At 47.9% G+C, this 19068-nt stretch carries 19 protein-coding genes; 4 read left to right on the plus strand and 15 right to left on the minus strand.

The features are described from left to right. Position 1: 1 nt before the first annotated feature. From ACFPYJ_RS04070 to ACFPYJ_RS04085, 4 genes are all read right to left on the minus strand, one after another. Positions 2-799: a sulfate ABC transporter permease subunit gene (locus tag ACFPYJ_RS04070; RefSeq protein WP_379186757.1), complete on the minus strand. Its 798-nt coding sequence runs from the start codon at positions 797-799 to the stop codon at positions 2-4. Continuing rightward, the gene (gene cysT / locus ACFPYJ_RS04075) at positions 796-1602 is read right to left on the minus strand and encodes a sulfate ABC transporter permease subunit CysT (RefSeq protein ID WP_379186824.1); all 807 of its coding nucleotides are present in this window, start codon (positions 1600-1602) and stop codon (positions 796-798) included. Before cysT ends, ACFPYJ_RS04070 begins: the two co-directional genes overlap by 4 nt. Before the next feature lie 205 nt (positions 1603-1807). Continuing rightward, positions 1808-2440, minus strand: coding sequence for a YigZ family protein (locus ACFPYJ_RS04080; protein ID WP_379186825.1), 633 nt, complete (start codon positions 2438-2440; stop codon positions 1808-1810). Between the two features lie 6 nt (positions 2441-2446). After that, a complete protein-coding gene (locus ACFPYJ_RS04085; protein ID WP_379186758.1) occupies positions 2447-3796 on the minus strand; it encodes a glucose-6-phosphate isomerase in 1350 nt (449 codons plus the stop codon). A gap of 333 nt (positions 3797-4129) precedes the next feature. On the opposite strand from ACFPYJ_RS04085, the gene ACFPYJ_RS04090 reads away from it, so the two are divergent. Beyond that, the gene (locus ACFPYJ_RS04090) at positions 4130-5080 is read left to right on the plus strand and encodes an NAD(P)-dependent oxidoreductase (protein ID WP_379186759.1); all 951 of its coding nucleotides are present in this window, start codon (positions 4130-4132) and stop codon (positions 5078-5080) included. A gap of 169 nt (positions 5081-5249) precedes the next feature. Here ACFPYJ_RS04090 and ppnP read toward each other — a convergent pair whose 3' ends face one another. The 4 genes from ppnP to ACFPYJ_RS04110 form a co-directional block, all read right to left on the minus strand. Further along, the gene (gene ppnP, locus ACFPYJ_RS04095; RefSeq protein WP_379186760.1) at positions 5250-5567 is read right to left on the minus strand and encodes a pyrimidine/purine nucleoside phosphorylase; all 318 of its coding nucleotides are present in this window, start codon (positions 5565-5567) and stop codon (positions 5250-5252) included. 96 nt (positions 5568-5663) lie between these two features. Further along, a complete protein-coding gene (gene tkt / locus ACFPYJ_RS04100; protein ID WP_379186761.1) occupies positions 5664-7679 on the minus strand; it encodes a transketolase in 2016 nt (671 codons plus the stop codon). A 435-nt stretch (positions 7680-8114) separates the two neighbouring features. After that, entirely contained in the window at positions 8115-9014 is a 900-nt protein-coding gene (purU, locus tag ACFPYJ_RS04105) for a formyltetrahydrofolate deformylase (RefSeq protein ID WP_379186762.1), read from the minus strand. Between the two features lie 56 nt (positions 9015-9070). Beyond that, on the minus strand, positions 9071-10198 hold the full coding sequence (locus tag ACFPYJ_RS04110) for a deoxyribonuclease IV (protein WP_379186763.1): 1128 nt from the start codon (positions 10196-10198) through the stop codon (positions 9071-9073). 301 nt (positions 10199-10499) lie between these two features. Between ACFPYJ_RS04110 and ACFPYJ_RS04115 the strand changes: the two genes are divergently transcribed. The 3 genes from ACFPYJ_RS04115 to ACFPYJ_RS04125 all read left to right on the plus strand — a co-directional run bounded on the left by ACFPYJ_RS04115 (position 10500) and on the right by ACFPYJ_RS04125 (position 12670). Further along, on the plus strand, positions 10500-10931 hold the full coding sequence (locus ACFPYJ_RS04115) for a DUF2621 domain-containing protein (protein WP_379186764.1): 432 nt from the start codon (positions 10500-10502) through the stop codon (positions 10929-10931). Positions 10932-11206: 275 nt separating this feature from the next. Then, entirely contained in the window at positions 11207-11743 is a 537-nt protein-coding gene (locus ACFPYJ_RS04120; RefSeq protein WP_379186765.1) for a hypothetical protein, read from the plus strand. Between the two features lie 24 nt (positions 11744-11767). Further along, the gene (locus tag ACFPYJ_RS04125; RefSeq protein ID WP_379186766.1) at positions 11768-12670 is read left to right on the plus strand and encodes a TIGR01777 family oxidoreductase; all 903 of its coding nucleotides are present in this window, start codon (positions 11768-11770) and stop codon (positions 12668-12670) included. 19 nt (positions 12671-12689) lie between these two features. Here the strand turns inward: ACFPYJ_RS04125 and ACFPYJ_RS04130 are convergent, their stop codons facing one another. The 7 genes from ACFPYJ_RS04130 to ACFPYJ_RS04160 form a co-directional block, all read right to left on the minus strand. Then, a complete protein-coding gene (locus ACFPYJ_RS04130) occupies positions 12690-13253 on the minus strand; it encodes an FHA domain-containing protein (protein ID WP_379186767.1) in 564 nt (187 codons plus the stop codon). Next, the gene (locus tag ACFPYJ_RS04135) at positions 13223-14266 is read right to left on the minus strand and encodes a DUF6382 domain-containing protein (RefSeq protein ID WP_379186768.1); all 1044 of its coding nucleotides are present in this window, start codon (positions 14264-14266) and stop codon (positions 13223-13225) included. Before ACFPYJ_RS04135 ends, ACFPYJ_RS04130 begins: the two co-directional genes overlap by 31 nt. A 122-nt stretch (positions 14267-14388) precedes the next feature. Continuing rightward, positions 14389-14904, minus strand: coding sequence for an A24 family peptidase (locus ACFPYJ_RS04140; protein ID WP_379186769.1), 516 nt, complete (start codon positions 14902-14904; stop codon positions 14389-14391). A gap of 29 nt (positions 14905-14933) precedes the next feature. Continuing rightward, positions 14934-15917: a TadE/TadG family type IV pilus assembly protein gene (locus ACFPYJ_RS04145; protein ID WP_379186770.1), complete on the minus strand. Its 984-nt coding sequence runs from the start codon at positions 15915-15917 to the stop codon at positions 14934-14936. Continuing rightward, positions 15880-18093: a hypothetical protein gene (locus ACFPYJ_RS04150; protein ID WP_379186771.1), complete on the minus strand. Its 2214-nt coding sequence runs from the start codon at positions 18091-18093 to the stop codon at positions 15880-15882. The genes ACFPYJ_RS04145 and ACFPYJ_RS04150 overlap by 38 nt, the downstream gene beginning before the upstream one ends. After that, positions 18093-18860 carry a TadE/TadG family type IV pilus assembly protein gene (locus tag ACFPYJ_RS04155; protein ID WP_379186772.1) on the minus strand — a complete coding sequence of 256 codons (768 nt, stop codon included), beginning with the start codon at positions 18858-18860 and terminating at the stop codon, positions 18093-18095. The genes ACFPYJ_RS04150 and ACFPYJ_RS04155 overlap by 1 nt, the downstream gene beginning before the upstream one ends. Beyond that, a complete protein-coding gene (locus ACFPYJ_RS04160) occupies positions 18844-19029 on the minus strand; it encodes a Flp1 family type IVb pilin (RefSeq protein WP_379186773.1) in 186 nt (61 codons plus the stop codon). The genes ACFPYJ_RS04155 and ACFPYJ_RS04160 overlap by 17 nt, the downstream gene beginning before the upstream one ends. Between the last annotated feature and the right edge of the window lie 39 nt (positions 19030-19068).

Here is a 19068-nt window from a genome sequence, read left to right on the forward strand (position 1 = left end):
CTCAATGCACTTCCTTTCTCTTTTTGGCCCATTCCATGAGAAGCAGCAATCCGACCGAGAAAGCCGCAAGCACAAGCGCTACGCTGCTGGCCGCCGTCACATTGAAATTCTCAACATCTTGATAGACAAGCGTTGTCGCTGTCTGTGTTTTGTTCATAATATTGCCTGAAACGACAAGCACTGCGCCGAATTCTCCGAGTGAACGCGCAACGGTCAATACAATGCCGTAGATAACGCCCCAGCGAATCGATGGCCAGGTGACATACCAGAATGTATACCAAGAATATGCGCCGAGCGTAGAGGAAGCCTCCTCCTGCTGTGCCCCGATCTCCTGCAGTACCGGCATAACCTCACGTACCATGAGGGGGAAGGTAACGAACAGAGTAGCCAGAATCATACCCGGCAGCGCGTAAACGACTTTAAACCCAATGTCTTCAAAGAAAGCACCGATAATGGAATTTGGTCCGAGCATCAGCACAATCATAAGGCCGCCAATGACAGGCGATACGGCAAATGGCAGATCCACAATACTGTTAAGCAGTTGTTTCAGACGTCTGCCAATCCAAGTCGCTCTCACCAGATATAAAGCCAGCATAACACCGAAAATCGTATTAATAACAGTTACGAAAACTACAATAATACCGGTCATCATTAAGGCATGTAAGGATTCCTTGCGTGTCAAGGCATCAACGAAACCGCTCCAGCCATCCTCCCAAGACCCGGTAAAAATCTTAATAAGCGGGGCAATGATGAGGACAAGAAATACAGCGTACGTAAGTGTGATCCATAGCTTCCTCATTTGCCGAGCCTCCTCGATTGGACGAGGTTGACAGCCCATAGAATTAGAAAGGAAAGCGTGAGCAGCAGCACCGATACAGCCGCAGCCCCTTGCGTATTATCACTTTCAATTTCCCCGAAAATGTAAACCGCCGCGATAAGCGTTTTGCCGGGAATATTGCCTGCTACCAGAACGACGGCACCGAATTCGGCCAATGCTCTTGAGAAGGCCAGCATCGCTCCGCTCAGAATACCCGGAAGCATAGACGGGAAGATCACTTGGAAGAACGTCTTGGCTTTCGATGCGCCAAGTGTATACGAGGCTTCTTCCTCGGATTTGTCCAGCTCCTCCAGCAGCGGCTGCACCGCGCGAATGACGAAAGGGAATGTGACAAATACCATTGCAATGATGATGGACGGTTCATGAAAAACTATTTCAGTGCCAAGCTTCTCTGCAAGTCCCCCGACCAAACTGTTCGGACCGAGCAGCAGCAGTATCATCAATCCGCCAACAGCCGTCGGCAGCGCAAAAGGCAAGTCCACTAAGCTGTTTAATAATCTTCTTCCGGGAAACCGGTAACGGATCAGAACCCAGCCAATCATCGTGCCTAACAGCACATTAATAACCGTAGCTAGAATGGCTAGCTTCAATGTGAGCCATACGGCCTTCCACGCGAGGGGATCAGTAATGCTTTCCCAAAAAGGAAGCCAGCCCAGTGATAAAGACTGTGAATAGATGCCGATAATGGGCAATACGATAAGTACAATAAAATACAGCATAATGGTACTGCGGAATCCGAAGCTCCACCACCGGCTGCGCATCATGAAATTCAAAGCTGACTTAACCCCCTGACGCTTTCCTTGAGGAATCGCGCTAATCCCTATTAAATTACTAGGTAATTAATAATTTAGCATTCAGCCGCATGTCTAGTCAATGATTAATATAAGAAAAAGTGATTGATTCTATGAAAAAAACAGAACTCCCCCATTTAATTTATGGGGGAGTTCTTGAGTAACATGGAGATCGGTATTACTCTCCTTCAATATAATAGCGGCTTTCACCGCTCGTAATGAGCGCTTGTCCTTGTGTAACATCGGTAATCCATGCTGTGAACCGCTCCGCCTCCGGGGCTTCAGGCAAGCATGTTATCATAACCCGATCCGTAAAATCCACAGCTCCTAGGCGTACGCCGCGAGCATGGAACTCATTCTCGAGCTTTCCGTACCACGTATAGTCGACGTTAACAATGACCTCCTGATGCAGCACTTGAACGATCGGCTCAGCCGCCTCAATAGCGGCTACGGCGCCGTCCGTATAAGCCCGAATGAGCCCTCCTGCACCAAGCATAATTCCGCCAAAATAACGCGTGACGACAATGACGGTATTTTTGAGCCCCTGATTCTTCATCACTTCAAGAATCGGTTTGCCCGCCGTACCGCTCGGTTCACCGTCATCGGATTGCTTCTGAATTTCGTCCCGCTCGCCAATCATATAAGCAGAACAGTTATGGGTTGCATTCCAGTGCTGCTTCTTGATTTCTTCGATAAAAGCGATCGCGTCCGCTTCGGTCGCCGCAGGCTTACCAAATCCGATAAAGCGGGATTTCTTAATGACAATTTCTTTGCTGGCCTGCTGCCTTACCGTCTTGTATCTGCTGAGCATCACTAATTATAGACGGGCTTCAAGCTCCGCTTTTTCTTTCTCGTAGCCTGGTTTGCCAAGAAGGGCAAACATGTTCTTTTTGTAAGCTTCAACGCCCGGCTGGTCAAATGGATTAACGCCCAGCAGGTAACCGCTGATCCCGCAAGCTTTCTCAAAGAAATACACCATATAGCCGAACGTATACGGCGTCAAATCAGCAATGTTCACGATAAAATTAGGAACTTGTCCGTCTGTATGAGCAAGCAGCGTGCCTTCGAAAGCTTTTTTATTGACAAAATCCATGGTTTTGCCTGTCAGGAAGTTCAATCCGTCCAAATCGTTCGCATCATGTGCGATCGTAATTTCTTCCGCAACCTTTCCAACCTGGATAACCGTTTCGAAGATGTTGCGGTTACCTTCTTGAATGAACTGTCCCATAGAGTGCAGATCGGTTGAGAAATCAACAGCCGCCGGGAAAATACCTTTATAGTCTTTACCTTCGCTTTCGCCGAAGAGCTGTTTCCACCACTCGGATACGAAATGCAGGGAAGGCTCGTAGTTTACGAGAATTTCAGTTGCTTTGCCTTTGCGGTAAAGCGCATTGCGGGCTGCTGCATACTGGTAAGCTTCATTCTCAGCAAGGTTAGGGCTGCTGTAAGCGACGGAAGCGTCGGCTGCGCCTTTCATCATCGACTCGATGTCGATGCCGGCTGCAGCGATTGGAAGCAAGCCTACAGCTGTGAGAACGGAGTACCGTCCGCCAACATCATCTGGAATGATGAAGGATTCATAACCTTCTTCGGTTGCCAGCTTCTTCAGAGCGCCCTTCTCACGGTCAGTCGTTGCATAGATGCGTTTACGTGCTTCAGCTTTGCCGTACTTGGTTTCAAGCGATTCGCGGAACACACGGAAAGCAATAGCCGGTTCTGTCGTTGTACCGGATTTGGAGATGACGTTAATCGACCAATCGCGGCCTTCAAGCAGTTGAAGCAGGTGAGTGACATATGTAGAACTGATATTGTTACCGGCAAACAGCACTTGCGGACCTTTGCGCTGTTCTTTCGGCTGCAGGTTATAGAAGGAGTTGGAGAGCATTTCGATTGCTGCACGGGCACCGAGGTACGAACCGCCGATACCAATGACGACCAGCACTTCCGAATCCGATTTAATCTTAGCTGCCGCCTGCTGAATGCGTGAAAACTCTTCTTTATCATAGTTAGTCGGAAGGTCGATCCAGCCCAAGTAGTCAGAGCCTGCACCTGTGCCTTTATGCAGCTGGTCGTGCGCCGCACGTACTTGATCCGCCAAATAATCAACCTCATGCTGCCCGATAAAGGCCAGTGCTTTACTGTAATCAAATTGAACCGCTTTTGACATTAGAAAAGAAACCTCCTAAAAGTTTTTAGCGCGCTTCCCAAGTAATCATCAGCCATGCAGGCTAAAAACTGACTTCGGAAGCTTACGCTCGTTTTTGCGGAGTTCTACCCGATCAGGCTTGAGTAAGCCGATCGAGCAAAAACCCGCTTCGTAAGCACACATGCTATTTTAATCATTTTTCGCCATGACCACGAGGGTTGTCCCCTTTTGCATCAGCATTAGGATAATGGATTTTCTGCGCAAATACAAGGAACTAACTCCTCAAATTCTTCTTCAGCTTATTATGTGTTAGAATATATCCATTCCATTATTCGCTACAAGGAGAGCAAAATCATGAAAAAAATTGGATTTATCGGGCTTGGAGTTATGGGTGCGCCTATGGCTGCTAATTTGCTGCGCAAAGGCTATGAGGTCACTGTATTTAATCGCACACCCGGCAAAGCGGACAAGCTGATTGAGCTGGGAGCAAAGGAAGCGGCAACTCCGGCAGCCGTTGCAAAGACATCCGAGTTGATCATCACGATGATCAGTAATGACGATGCCATTCGTGAAGTTTATTACGGCAATAACGGGATCCTAAGCAGTCTTACGCCAGGAACGGTCATCGTTGACAGCAGCACCATTTCACCATCGCTTGTACGTGAGCTTGCAAGGGACACATCGTCCAAATTTGGAGATTTCCTTGACGCACCGGTAACCGGAAGTAAGCCGGCAGCTGAGGGAGGAACGCTCGTATTCATGGTCGGGGGCAATCCAGACGTTGTACATAAAGTAAGCGACATCCTTCTTGCTATGGGCCGAAAAGTCATTCCTATGGGTCCAAGCGGAAGCGGAGCAACGGCGAAGCTTGCCCACAATACAATCGTCGGCATTAATACTGCGGCATTGGTTGAAGGTATGGCCATCGCTGCAAGCGGCGGTATTGATGCAGCTTCCTTCCTGGAGCTCGTCCAATCCGGAGGAGCTTCAAGCAAAGCTGCTGAACTGAAGTCCCAGAAGCTGCTCGAACGTGATTTCAGCGTTCAATTCTCATTGGAGCTTATGCTGAAGGATTTGCGCCTTTCATCCGTTTTATCAGACAACCTGAAAACACCGACCCCGGTGCTGGAAACCGTAAAAAGCTTGTTCCAGATCGCCGACTCCATGGGCCTCGGAGCACTTGACCTCTCAGCTGTCGCGCACTGCTATGAGCAGTGGATCGATAAACGAATTACCAATTCCGCGGCCCACAGTACAATTGCTGCTGCTTTGGAAACTCCGATCGACACCACGGATGCTTGCTAGCTGGACTTGCTCCCTATCAGCGACTGCAGCTCGAAGCGTACATCAAAAAGCAAATCATCCCTGCTGATTAGTCCTTGTGGTCAGCTTATTCAGATAAAGGCTGCACGTTTACGTCGTAATCGACGTAAACGTGCAGCCTTTTAATCATGGTTACAGACAGATATAGAACTTACTCTTGCACGTATGAGCAGCAATAGTCAGTTACTGCTGCTACCTTCAGCTTGAATTTCGCATTTGCAGGAACTGTAAACTCACCTTGACCGGAAATGCTGATCCACTCTGAATCTCCAGGCAGCAGAACCTGCAGGTCACCAGCAAGGATTTCCATAATTTCTTTAGTATCCGTACCAAACTCATACTCGCCTGGCAGCATGATGCCGAGAGTTTTCTTGGTTCCGTCGGCAAATATCACTGCACGGCTTGTTACTTTACCTTCGAAATATACATTCGCTTGCTTAACAACTGTTACGTTTTCAAATTGAGACATGTTGTGTGATCTCCTTTTATGTAAAATAAGGCGGGGCTTGCTGCCCGTTAAGAGCAACAAGCCCCAATTTTGATTTCTATAATAAGCTGCGGAAGACTACAGAAGAGCTTTTACTTTGCTGACTACGTTAGCAACTGTGAAGCCATACTCTTCCATGACTTTGTTACCAGGAGCAGAAGCCCCGAATGTGTTAATACCCAAGATCGCGCCCTTTTCGCCTACATAACGCTCCCAGCCAAACGGGGAAGCCATTTCGATGGCAAGACGAGCTTTTACATCCGGCAGAATAACCGAATCTTTGTATTGCCCGGACTGCGCTTCGAACAAATCAAAGCTTGGCAAGCTGATTACACGAACTTGAATACCTTCAGCAGCAAGCGCCTCTTGAGCGGCTACTGCAAGCTGCACTTCAGAACCCGTAGCGATAATTTGCGCTTGCGGTTTGCCGTTTGCGGCTTCGGATACCACATAACCGCCTTTAGCAATACCATCACGAGCATTAGCAACTGTTCCTTTCAGGATCGGCAAGTTTTGACGAGTCAGAACAAGCGCAACCGGTTTGCTGCCATTCTCAAGCGCATAAGCCCAAGCTGCGGATGTTTCATTCGCATCAGCCGGACGAATAACAGTCAGGTCTGGAATGATACGGAGCGAAGCAAGCTGCTCGATCGGCTCATGCGTAGGACCATCTTCACCAACAGCGATACTGTCATGCGTCAATACGTACACAACAGGAAGTTTCATCAACGCAGCAAGACGAACTGCCGGACGAAGGTAATCCGTGAATACGAAGAACGTTGCACCGTATACTTTCAATCCGCCATGCAGCTCGATACCGTTCATCGCAGCAGCCATTGCGAACTCACGAACGCCGAAGTAAATGTTGCGGCCGTCATAGTTACCTGCTTTATATACCGGCAAGCCTTTAAGGTGAGTCATTGTCGAGCTCTCAAGGTCAGCAGAACCGCCCACGAGATTCGGTACGTTCTTAGCTAGTCCGTTCAACGCGTTACCGGAAGCAACACGCGTCGATACAGGCTTGTCTTCTGTGGTATACACGGGAAGATCTCTGTCCCAGCCAGCAGGAAGCTTACCGCTGACGGCTGTTTCAAATTGTGCTGCGAGCTCAGGGTGAGCTGCTTTATAAGAAGCGAACAACGCATCCCATTCTGCATTTGCTTTCTCACCGTTTGCTTTTACCTCTGCAAAATGTGCGCGGACTTGATCCGGTACGAAGAACGGTTCATTATCCCATTGGTAGAATTGCTTCGTCAGTTTTGTCTCGTCGGCGCCGAGCGGTGAACCATGGGGACCAACATGTCCGCCTTTTCCGCCTTTATTCGGGCTGCCGTAGCCGATAACTGTCTTCACTTCGATCAGTGTTGGTTTGCCAGCTTCCGTTTGAGCAGCAGCAACTGCATTAGCAAGGGCAGTCAAATCATTGCCGTCTTCAACGCGAAGGACCTGCCAGCCATAAGCTTCGAAACGTCCTTGAACATTCTCGGAGAAGGAAAGGTTAAGTTCACCGTCAAGTGAGATATCGTTGGAATCGTAAAGAACGACCAATTTGCCGAGCTTCAAGTGTGCAGCAAGGGAAGCCGCTTCGCTTGCAACACCTTCCATGAGGTCCCCGTCGCCGCAGATCGCGTATGTATAGTGATCGACTACGTTCAATCCATCTTTGTTGTACGTTGCGCCGAGCTGAGTCTCAGCCATCGCCATACCCACTGCCATTGCAACCCCTTGGCCGAGCGGACCTGTCGTAGCATCAACACCTGCTGTGTGGCCATATTCCGGATGTCCAGGTGTTTTGGATCCCCATTGGCGGAAATTTTTAAGCTCATCGATGGACAAGCCATATCCAGACAAATGAAGCATGCTATAAAGCAGCATGGAACCATGACCCGCAGATAAAACGAAACGGTCGCGGTTAATCCATGTTGGGTTGGAAGGATTGTGCCTCATACTTTTGGCAAACAATTGATAGCCCATTGGAGCAGCGCCCATCGGCATTCCCGGATGACCCGAATTAGCTTTCTCAACCGCGTCAATTGCTAGTGTACGGATCGTATCAATGGAGAGCTGATCAATCGATTTCTGTGTAACAGTCATTGCGTTTGTTCCTCCTAAAAGTTTTTGCGATGCTTTTTGCATAAATAAGCCTTATTGCGGCATCTTCAAGCGAAAACTCGCTTCGTAAGCATAACTTGGTTTTTACGTTGCTCTGCCTAAACGAATTGGATCTCAGCGTTGCTCAAGCAAAATGCTCGCTTTTGTAACTGATCACATATAGGCTTTACTACCGTAAAAATGTTATTCTCTCTTGTTTAATATGCGCTTTTCACGCACTGGCTACGAAATATTGTACCATTACCTTTCAGTCATTTCCATCCTTAATGCGACAAGCCATGCAATAATTATACAAACCACATATGCAAAAAGGTCAAGCAGGACGCGCCTTTTTGCCGGCGTTCATCCATCGCTTGACCTTGTTGACACAAAATATGACAAGATTCCCTGCATTTTCGCATCTGTAAAATCTATAAGCTAATTAAAAACCACTGTCTTGTTCTGATGCACAAGCAGACGGTCCTCCGAATGCCATTTTACCGCTCTTGCGAGAACGACGCGTTCAATCGTTCGACCGATTCGCTTCAGGTCATCTACATTATCCCGGTGGCTGACACGCTGAACGTCCTGTTCAATAATCGGACCGCCGTCAAGCTCCTCCGTTACGTAGTGAGCTGTCGCTCCAATGATTTTGACACCGCGCTGGTAGGCTTGGGCATAAGGCTTACCGCCGACGAAAGCAGGCAAGAACGAATGGTGAATGTTAATAATCCGGTTCGGGAATTGCTCAATGAATTTAGGCGAAATAATTTGCATATAACGGGCAAGCACGACTAGATCCACTTTATCCGCTACAGCCTCAAGCTGCTTCTTCTCCGACTCCGCCTTGGTATCAGCAGTTACCGGGATATGATGGTATGGAATCCCGAAAGATTCCACCAGCGGTCTCATGTCGTTATGATTGCTGATGACCATCGCAATTTCCGCTTCCAGGTCACCTGCCTGCCACTGCCACAGCAGCTCAAGCAGACAGTGATCCTCTTTAGAAACAAAGATCGCAAGACGCTTCTTGCGGCTCGCACGAAACGTACTCCATTTCATATCAAACCGGTCTGCTACGCGCGCAAAATCCTCTTGAAGCACAGGCAGCTCGCGTTCCATATCCGTTAAATCAAAGTCAAAGCGGATGAAAAACATCCCGCCTCCCGGATCCATCGAATACTGATCGGATTGCACAATATTAGCGCCATGTTCATATAGAAAATGAGACACTGCCGCTACGATACCTGGACGGTCCGGGCATGAAATCAGCATTCTCGCACGGTTGGATTTATCCGGCCGCTGCGAGGATTGCTGGGGTTGATACATGTTTTGCATGAGGTGAGAGACTTCCTTCCATTACCAATTGATTATGCTGCCTGCAAGCTTCAGCCTTATACGTTAACAAGCAGTGCTTTGCCTGCAAACCAAGCCGTAATACGCTGGTTGATCGCTTCTTCCGATAGCTCAGGAAGAATGCGGTGTTCCGCTACTAGCTGATATAAACGGTCCATCGGCTCACGCGGGTCGGCTTTCTTCGCTTTGGCATCATTTTTGAGCAGATCCCAGACATTCAGAACATATCCGCGGTGGTCGATTTCCTGTTTATCAAAGAAAAACCGCAGGCGCTCGACATCCTCAAAGAATTCTCCGCCAAAACGGCTCATCGCGTCTCCTCTGAGCAATGCAATTTCCGCTTCATACATCGGACGCTGCGTCTTATCCTCTTGTCCGATCCAAGGCGTTTCGAGAATAAACGGACGACCCTTCAGAGCATCATGATGCACAACATTACGAATCGCTTCGTATCCGATCCAGCCGGCGCCGACAGGTGCATGGCGGTCCTTACCGGCCCCGCGCGGATTCTTGCTATCATTGACGTGAACGACTGCAACGCGGTTAAGTCCAACGATACGATCGAAATCCTCGAGCACACCGTCAATGTTACCTACCAAATCGTAACCGGCATCGTGCATATGACAGGTATCCATGCATACGGTTAGACGGTCATTCGAACCAACCTTATCGATGATCGCTGCAATTTCCTCGAAGCTGCGGCCGATTTCTGTTCCTTTGCCGGCCATCGTTTCAAGCGCGATGTTTACATTCGTTTCTTTGGTGCCATCCAGCACTTCATTCAAGCCTTCCGCAATACGGGCAATACCGTATTCCGCATCCTTATCCGTAAAAGCTCCTGGGTGCAGCACAATATTACGGACGCCAATTGCATTCGTCCGGCGGATCTCTTCTTGAAGAAACCGCACCGCAAGTTCAAAGGTATCCTCTTTATAAGAAGCAAGATTAATAATATATGGAGCATGAACGACGATTTCATCAATCCCCGCCTGACTCATGGCTGCATTGCCTTCTTCGATGTATAAATCCTCAATCGGCTTACGCCGGGTGTTTTGCGGAGCGCCCGTATAAATCATAAATGAGCTGGAACCATAAGTTACGGCTTCGTTCGCCGCAGTCAGCAAGCCCTTATCGGAAAATGAAACATGAGATCCAATCTTCAACATTGCTATTGTTTCGCTCCCTTCCTAATTGCCAGTCCTTATTTCGGAGGTCGGCATATGAATACGCTTGTCCTATCTATTTTACAAGGAATACCGAAATAAATCTAGGTTCAAGAAGAAAGGGATAGCCGCCAATAAACCGCATCGTTGCAAGTTTCTTCTAAGTAATCAGCAGGTTGCGAGGTCTATCAGCCATAGCTTATAATGGAATCAATTTTCAAAACGTTAATTAGACCCTTTCATTTTAAGTGAGTTTAGGGCTCGCAAATGAGATATACTTAGCAGGCAGAGGTGAAACAGCGTTATGGGCAACAGCTGGTTTATGTATTTTATTGTGTTTTGGGCCTTCGTCATGCTTGGCTTTATGTCGATTGGCGGTTATTTCATGTTCCGCAAGTTCTTGAAGGTCCTGCCTCAGCGTGATGGCAAATCAAAGCTCGATTGGCAAAACTATTGGGTGGAACGGAGCCGCGGGATGTGGCCCGAAGACTCCAAAACATTCCTAGAACGATTGGTAGCGCCGGTGCCAGGTGCTTTCCGTGACATTGCCAGACATTCGATTGCCGCTAAAATTGCACAAGTCGCAGTAGAAAGCGGTGCGACAGAAGTTTCAGAAAAACATTGCATCGAAGGCTACATACGGGCAACTCCGAAACGGGATTACCGCAGCCTGATCTCCTTTCTGGAGAAGCAAAACATTGATTATTCGCCCTACAAGCATTTACTCAATAAATAGTGAAAGCCGCCTAAGCAGGCGGCTTTCGCTGCATTATAAGCATCTCTTAACGATTGAAGGGAAACTTTCAAGGGTATACAAACGTTATAGAGAGTAAGCAATGCTCGCAAAAACTTAGCTTATGCTTTCGATGTAGTTTTTGCTATCGGTACCGGCAGTCGGTACCGCAGCAGAGCGCGCAAAAACTTAGCTTATGCTTTCGATGTAGTTTTTGCTATCGGTACCGGCAGTCGGTACCGCAGCAGAGCGCGCAAAAACTTTAGGAGGGGTCAATCATGAAACAAACAAACACAACAACAAGAAAAAAACGCACGCTTACATTGGTCATGAGTTTAGTCGTCGTAGTCTCACTCACCGCAGCCGGATGCGGTAATAATGATACGAACAGTAATGCCAATACATCTAATAATGTTGATGGTAAGGTATATAATGAAGACGCTGGCGCTGCGAATGGGGAATCCGGAAGCGTTAATAATAATGCCGGGGTAACCGACCCTGATGTTCCGGATCCGGCACCAGTCGAGCCTAAGCCTGCCGAGCCGGATGATAAAACCAGTACGGATAAGGAGAAGGATCCTGTAACTGAAACTGAGAAACAAGGCAAGGGTACCTACATTGGACAGGCGGACACAAATTCTATTGAAATAAAAACCTCCGATGGTACATCGACTGTCTATCAGATAGACGATAAAATGTTTGAAAAGGTCAACCAGCTGGAAGAAAACACTCCTGTTACATACACTTATATGGAGAAAGAAATTAGCGGAGAGAAAATTAAGCAGTTATGGCTTACAAGCATTAAAGCTACTTAACCCCTATTGTCGGAGGAATGTGCAATGAAAGTTGCCGTAACCGGTGGAACTGGCTTTGTCGGCGGTCATCTCGTCGATGCGCTGCGTCAGCGTGGTGACGAGGTATGGATAATCTCAAGATCAAAGGGAAAATCAGAGAGCCGCAGTGATGTACATCGGGTAACGTGGTCTGAAATAGCTGTATCTCCATCCCGGCTGGATGGCATCGATGCCATCGTTAATTTGGCGGGAGAATCGATAAACCAAAGATGGACAGAAGCGGCAAAGACTCGAATTCTTCAATCCAGGCTGGATGCTGCCAGCCGCATTGAACATCTAGTCGCCTCCTTGAATGTCAAACCCGATGTCGTCGTAAACGCGTCGGGTATTTCTATTTATGGCATGTCACGAAGTGACACCTTTGATGAATCCAGCCCTTGGAACATTAGTGACTTTCTCTCTTCTGTTGTTGAGAAATGGGAAGCTGCGGCGGACCGAATTAACGTTTTTCGCCTCGTTAAACTTCGAGTAGGACTTGTGTTAGGAAAGGGTGGCGGTGCATTTCCACTAATGTCACTGCCTTACAAGTTGTTCGCAGGCGGCAAGGTTGGCAGCGGAAAGCAGTGGATGCCATGGCTGCATATCGAAGATATGGTTCGTCTTATTCTGTTCTGTATCGATAATCCTAATCTAGAGGGACCTGTAAATGCATGCGCTCCACATCCAGTAACCAATGATGCATTCGGCCGTGCACTCGGTCGTGCATTGGGAAGACCTCATTGGTTCCCTGTACCCGCCTTTATACTGAAGACCGTGTTAGGCGAGCTCTCACTTTTGCTATTGGAAGGTCAGCGTGCTGTACCTCGCAAAGCGATGGAGCATGGATTCACATTTAGCTATCCTACAATTGAGAGTGCCATGGCCCCATTGGTGGGAAGTCATAAATAACGTCTTCTGCATCATTGAATTATAAGGTCCGATAGAAATATTTCGGACCTTTATTACCTGCCAGCTGAATGCAATCACCGCTTTTTAATGGATAGGCCTTATACGGAATCATCATTTGACCATTCCAAGCGCTGCCGTTTCTAGATCCCACATCCTTAGCCGCCCATTCCCCTTGCTTCCCCGATAATTCCAGATGCGCTCGTGATATACCTGAAGAGCTATCTACATAATGGACCCCGTCCCCTGCCCGGCCAATAACAAAACTCACTGCTTGAAGCACAATTTGCTCCGTGACTCCCTCTGCTTCCCTTTCCAGCCAACAAGCTGGCAGGCGACTCTCGTTCTCCTCTGCTTGTTTATCCTGACCTAGTAAAACAGTTGCATCATTATTGATCATTCTGCTTAGCTGCACGCCTTCTTGCCGTTCCGATACAGCTGTCCTGCGCTCGATACTTTCCATCAAACCAAAACGCCGATTACTTCCTGTGCTATCGGCAAGATCTTTGTTAATTACATCTATGCTTGCGCGAATCGGCTGATTTGAAGCTGAGCTTACATGGCTAAGAAGAGGAGAATTTGGCACAAACCCTCATCCTCCCCTGCCCACTTTGAGTCTTGGTGCCAGCTTTCCTCAAGAAGCGACTCGTCTCTAGAGCTCCTCTTCCAATAAAAGAGCAGTCCGGCAGCAGCGATGAGTGTGAGGCCGCCGCTGATGAGCAGACTTGTCCGGCTAGGTGATGCCAAATACAGAAATCTCCATATAAGAGCAGCTATGATGATAAGTCCCATTCCAAGTATCCATACCTGTCTGGATCGAACTTGATCTTCTTGATCCGTTTCCAAAGGTGTGAAAGGGATTTCTTCTTCGATATCCTGATTAACCCGAGCAGGAAGAGAGGATTGATTGACTTCTGGTAGTTCCTTTTCCAGGAGTTCGATTTGTTTAGATAGCCTTGAGGCTGAAGCCTGAGCAAAAGGTGCAGCGGACTTTACTATTACCTGCTCCAAACCTGCACTATGAATCACTCCTAATAAAGAGATGATCGTTTGCCGCAAGCTGCTCCAAGAGACGTGTTCGCCGCGTAGATGCTGAACAATTCGCTGAAAACCTAAACCATCCGGTTGATTGACATAACCAAGCCAACGCACAGCCATCGCAAGAACCGATTCCCCGGCAGAAACAGCGAGTTTGCTCTGTCGAAGCGGTACATAAACAAGTCCAATATCCGACCACGACTCACCCACAAACAAATATTGATCATTCAGCATAAAGCCTTCTGTCCTCAGCATGTAATGATGGCAATCATCAAGTGCCTCAGCAATGGATAATAACATGCTATAAAAATCAATCATTGAGAGCTGCTGGGTTTGCAGCCTGTGTACAAGCATTCTTCTGCCCGATAAGGCATAACGGAAAGTGACTCTGCCGTCTATATCCACCCAATCAATCGGAAGCAGTTTGGGAATCTTCTGCGCCTGCAGCATTTGAATCTCTACTTCATCCAATTCCTCCCGTAAAATCCCTAATTCCCGATCAATGATCATCTCATGACCACGACTCGACGAGAAATCAACACGAAGTTGATCATTAACCATTCTAGTCCCTCCTAAAAGTTTTTGTGACACATCCTTGATTTACTTCTTGAAAAACAAAAACTACTTCCGAAGAAAGATAAGCTAAAGCTTTTGCAATATATCCGAAGAGATGTCTCTGCAGATTATACTGTCTGAAACCAAGCAGTCAGGGCAGCCGGAACTACGGCTATCATAAATGGAAACCGCAATCCATCTTTGCTCCAAGTTTTTATAGCTTCAACCTTGCCACCGGCTGACGGTGTGATCATGGAGATAACGGCTCTCATCACCCGTCTGCCAAAGCTGCCATTTACAAAAATAAGGACCACGCCTGCTGCTCCAGCATACAAGATCGCATAAATGAGCACCTGAACAACCAATGAAGCACCTATCCAGGCTCCAAGGGCAGCGAACAGCTTGACATCCCCCGCTCCAATTCCCTTTAGTGCATATAGAACAAGCAAAGGGATAAACCCCGCTGCAGCACCAAGAAAAGAATGAATGCTTCCTGACATTCCATACACGACCGATTGATAGATGATCCCTGCAATAATAAAAGATATCGTTAAACGATTCGGAATCTTCATGACCCGAACATCATGAATAAAAGCTATTACCAGCAGCAATGATGCTGCCAAAATAGATATCGTAGCTGCCACCTGCGCCAATCACCCTCCCGACCTGCTTGCTACGCGCTTTTCTTCTTCTCAACGACAAAATGTCTGGATACCGTTGTTCCATCAGCAGCCGAGACGCTCAGTTCCCAGACACCAGGCGTTGTATTGCCTGAGACCAGCCACGTCCATTCTGCTTTTCCTGAAGCATCTGCTGATACTTCTCCGACATGCTTCGCTTGGCTTCGGCCGCTCTTATACGTAACCGTCAGATTCAAGATGCGGCCCGGGTCTGTTTGAACAACCAACCTGGCCTTGTTGCCTGGCCGCAGCGGATCTGGTTCCAATGAAACAATTTGAATTTGGGCATGCGTGCTATCAGTGCCCTCGCCATCTCTATTAGCTGGGACAGGATCGCTGACCCATACGCGTTCTTCAGCCTGCTCGCGCAGAGTAAGAGAACGCTTTGTAAAGGGAAAACCGAGCTTAAATGTATATTCCGCTTCAATTCGAATGTAAGCCTCGGTTTTTCCTTTCAAATCAGGCAGCGAAAGTCGGCTGAGCCTCAACAGTTCCGGATTCAATACCGCTCGATCAGCCTCATGTCGAAGCAGCGGCTCCACAACGGAACGGCCAATTTCCGTTGCTGCCGCATCAACAACGGGTTTCCAATCGCCTTCAAGTACGGCTGCCAGTAACCTTCCTGCCGGTGACGGCAGCCATCCCTCAAGTTTATCGGCAACCATTTCAATACCTGGCAGCGGTGCCGCTGCTAAAGCTCCAGTCCCAGCTCCAGATGGTTCTGCCGCAGGCGGCATTGATGAAACAGCTTTATTGTACGCAAGTTCAACCGGGTAAATATTAGCCGCTGCCTGGCGGACCGTTTGTGACAACGTTCCGTGCAGCGCCATTTGTACAGCGGATAAGCGGATCAGGCAAATAAAAAAGATGAACACCATCAGCACGATCGGCATGATAAGAGAAGCTTCAAGCGCGATGCTTCCTGTTTCACTTCGCAGGTTAACCGTATGACCAGCCAATAGTTTTTGTCGTTTCATACCGGTTTCCCTTGACCTTTCCTTTCAAAATATTAAATCGTGTAAAGCTCTTCATGAGTCCAGGTAAAAACCAAAGATTAACGGAAGCCGTTAATTCACCGCTAAGCCCAGTAGATGTCTTGGTCAAAGTCAATCCCGTATTCTGCTCAATAACGGCAATCGTCCGAGATATTCTTTGTTCATCACTGCCATGCAGGAGTAAAAACAGTCTCAAATAATCAAGGTATGTCAAATCAACTGCGGCATATTTAGATAGAGGCGTAGTGCCTTTCTGGGATAGTGAAACCATGTCCTCCATCGTTTTCTCGAGTCCGTATAATAATGCCGCTGCGAGCACAAGAAGCGGATGACCTAGTGAACGGCATTCGATCAGCCCTTCCATCGTACGGATCGCCAGCCTGGTTGCGAAAATCTCTCCATAAGCAGCCGAAACATTGGCAGCAGGTTGATGGAACCCATACAGAACATACTCCACTTCTTGATTATTTAAACTCAGTGCATCGGCAAATTCGCTGCGATCCGCGCTTTGCAGTATAGCTTTGAACTTTAAAGGGTTGAAGGCTGTAAATCGATGGACAATATACTCATTCATATATAGGGGATCCCGGATATTATCGAGCATGTCCGCCATGCCGGCAAATATATTGCCCATCGCGGACATCGATGCTTCTGCTGCCTCATGAGCATCACCGTTATCCCGGTCCAGATTCGAATCCGGTTCAGCGGCTGATTCGTCCTCGAATAGCTCATTAAAATGCAGATTGGCTTCATAACGCTTCTTGACATCGTCAAATTGCTTCTGATGCTCTTCCTTTTGAGGTACAGTCTTCATGCTTTGAAGCAGATCCTTTGCCTCGTTCCATTTACTCTGCGCTGCTTGCTCTTTACGCTTCCGCTGCGAATCAGAAGATTCCCGGTTTAATAATTCTTGTTCTCGAACTTGTAGGGCGACTCCAGGCCGAATATATCGCTGGGTGTAGTCCCTATAAATGTTTTGCAGAATATTAAGGCTTTCACTCAATTCCACTGCCGACGTTGCATTGGATAGCCCGCTGGATAAGCTGGTTTGAAAGCCGAGAGACTTCACTTCAACTTCTGAGAAGGAAACAACTTGATCCGAGATGTCTCTTCGATAATTGACATACCACTCCGGTGAGAGCAGAAGCTGCTCGAGTGATTGCTTGGTCTGCTGCATCTGAGAAAGCTCGCCCTCACTCACCGCTGTAGCGGGGTTCCCGGGAAGCTGCTGCTTATTCATACGGTCGTAACCTGTATTCATCTGCTCCTGCTTCGTCTGTTGAATGATGCTCCTCATCTGGGTATCACAGCTTTCGGCTTCCTGCAGCTCCTTAAGCGACTTCATCTCCAGCTCTTGATGAAGCTTTGCGGCTGTTATGGCCGAGCTGACAAGCTCACCTGCCTGTGAACTTGCTTGACTCACATAGGAGGAGATTTCATTTGTATACGCCGGCTGCTCACCTTCCTTCAATACGGCATCATGATTTCGCCATCCGATATAAGAGCTATATCCACTAACTATGCTGAGAAGTGAATAACCTGCATGGACCCCGGTAATCAGAGGTTCAATAGCCCCGCCAGCCGCTGCCGCATTACGTTGATTATCCAAAATTGCATGTAAGTGAGCTTCACGCTGATCATATAATTTACGGATCTGTTCGAGCACAACCACAGAAGCGGATGCTTCCTTCATCGCTGATGCAATGGGGGCAAAGCGCGAAGCAACCTCCAGTGTAAAATCAATAGGCGCTTTGTATTTCATTTCTTCAAGCACCTGACGATTAAATACCGCATGAGTTCCAAGCACCTCATAGCTGTCTACGTGGGAGGAGCTCATTTCAATCTGCAGCAGTCTAAAATGGTTATATCCATCAGGCTCCCAGTTATTCTCTGCAGCATGAGCAAACAGCTCTCCCCGATCAGATCCTCCTGCTCCGAATAGTCCATAACGGTCATAAAGTGCTCCGTCATAGGCAGATAGTGATGAGCGAATCCCGGATTGCGCAGCCAGCTCGATTTGCTTTTGAAAAGCAGCCACTCTGGCATAGTCAACAAGCAGCGCTGTAAATAATAGAATACCTGCCGTAGCGATGATGAGAAAAACCGAAACGGATCCATTTGGGTCCGCGAACCGTTCCAATCGGAATTTTTTTCTCATTACCTCTTCACTTCCAGGGTTCGCCGCTTGCTCAGCACTTCCGATGCTTGCTGCTGCTTCGCTTTACCATCAGCCGATTGACCAAATTTAGCTGTATAATAACGTACCAAATCCACGTTACGAATCCCTTCTACCGGATCCACGACAACAACATGTCCTACCGCCTTCGGATCGGATGCTCCCAGCATGGCTTCCAGCGGGCCAATCGATACTGGCTGGAGAAGCTTAACGACGATTGTTTTCTCCAATAGACCGTATTCATAACTCATCTGACCCTCAAATGGTTCAGGTATTCTCTGTATAATACGATTCATTTTGGCAGCCGGAAGCGAAGCCTCGGCATTATTACTAGAAGTAGCATCACCACTAGCCTGAATATCCTGACGTCTTGTAATCTCGCCCTGGCTGCTGCCGCCGCCGATCTGAACAACCGTCCCCCCCTTATGATCTGTTGAGCTGCCCCATCCAAAAAGAGACTGAAGAGCACCGTTTCCAGACATACGCCAATACAATCCATCATACTGCCCTGTTATTCCGATTCCGCTTAATACCTCGCGCTTACTGTTATCCCAGCGGAATGCCGCACGCTCTGCAGACAAAGAAGCTGAATGATAGAGAACGACCTTCTGATAGGTATACATGCTAAATATGATGACTGCCAGTAGAGCAAAGAAAATAGCCGGGAAGACAATAGATGATTCCACTGTAAAGCTCCCCTCGTCTCCTCTTGGCCAAAGACGCACCAGTCGTTTAATTAAAGATTTCATTCGCTTTGTCATCCGCGTCGCCCATCAGCTTCTGCAGCAGGCTAATTATCCAATCCTTAAATAAAAGCGCCAGAATAATAACAACCGCAATAATCAGCACGATCTCGAGTGTGCCGAGTCCCTCTTCCTCACGCCAGAACTTTCGAATTTGATTCGTCCATTTTCCCATCTTTATCTCTCCCTTGAATGAGTTATCCGCCCATCATCA

Origin of the sequence: Paenibacillus solisilvae (genome assembly GCF_042656405.1) — a bacterium.
Lineage (GTDB): Bacteria > Bacillota > Bacilli > Paenibacillales > Paenibacillaceae > Paenibacillus_Z > Paenibacillus_Z solisilvae.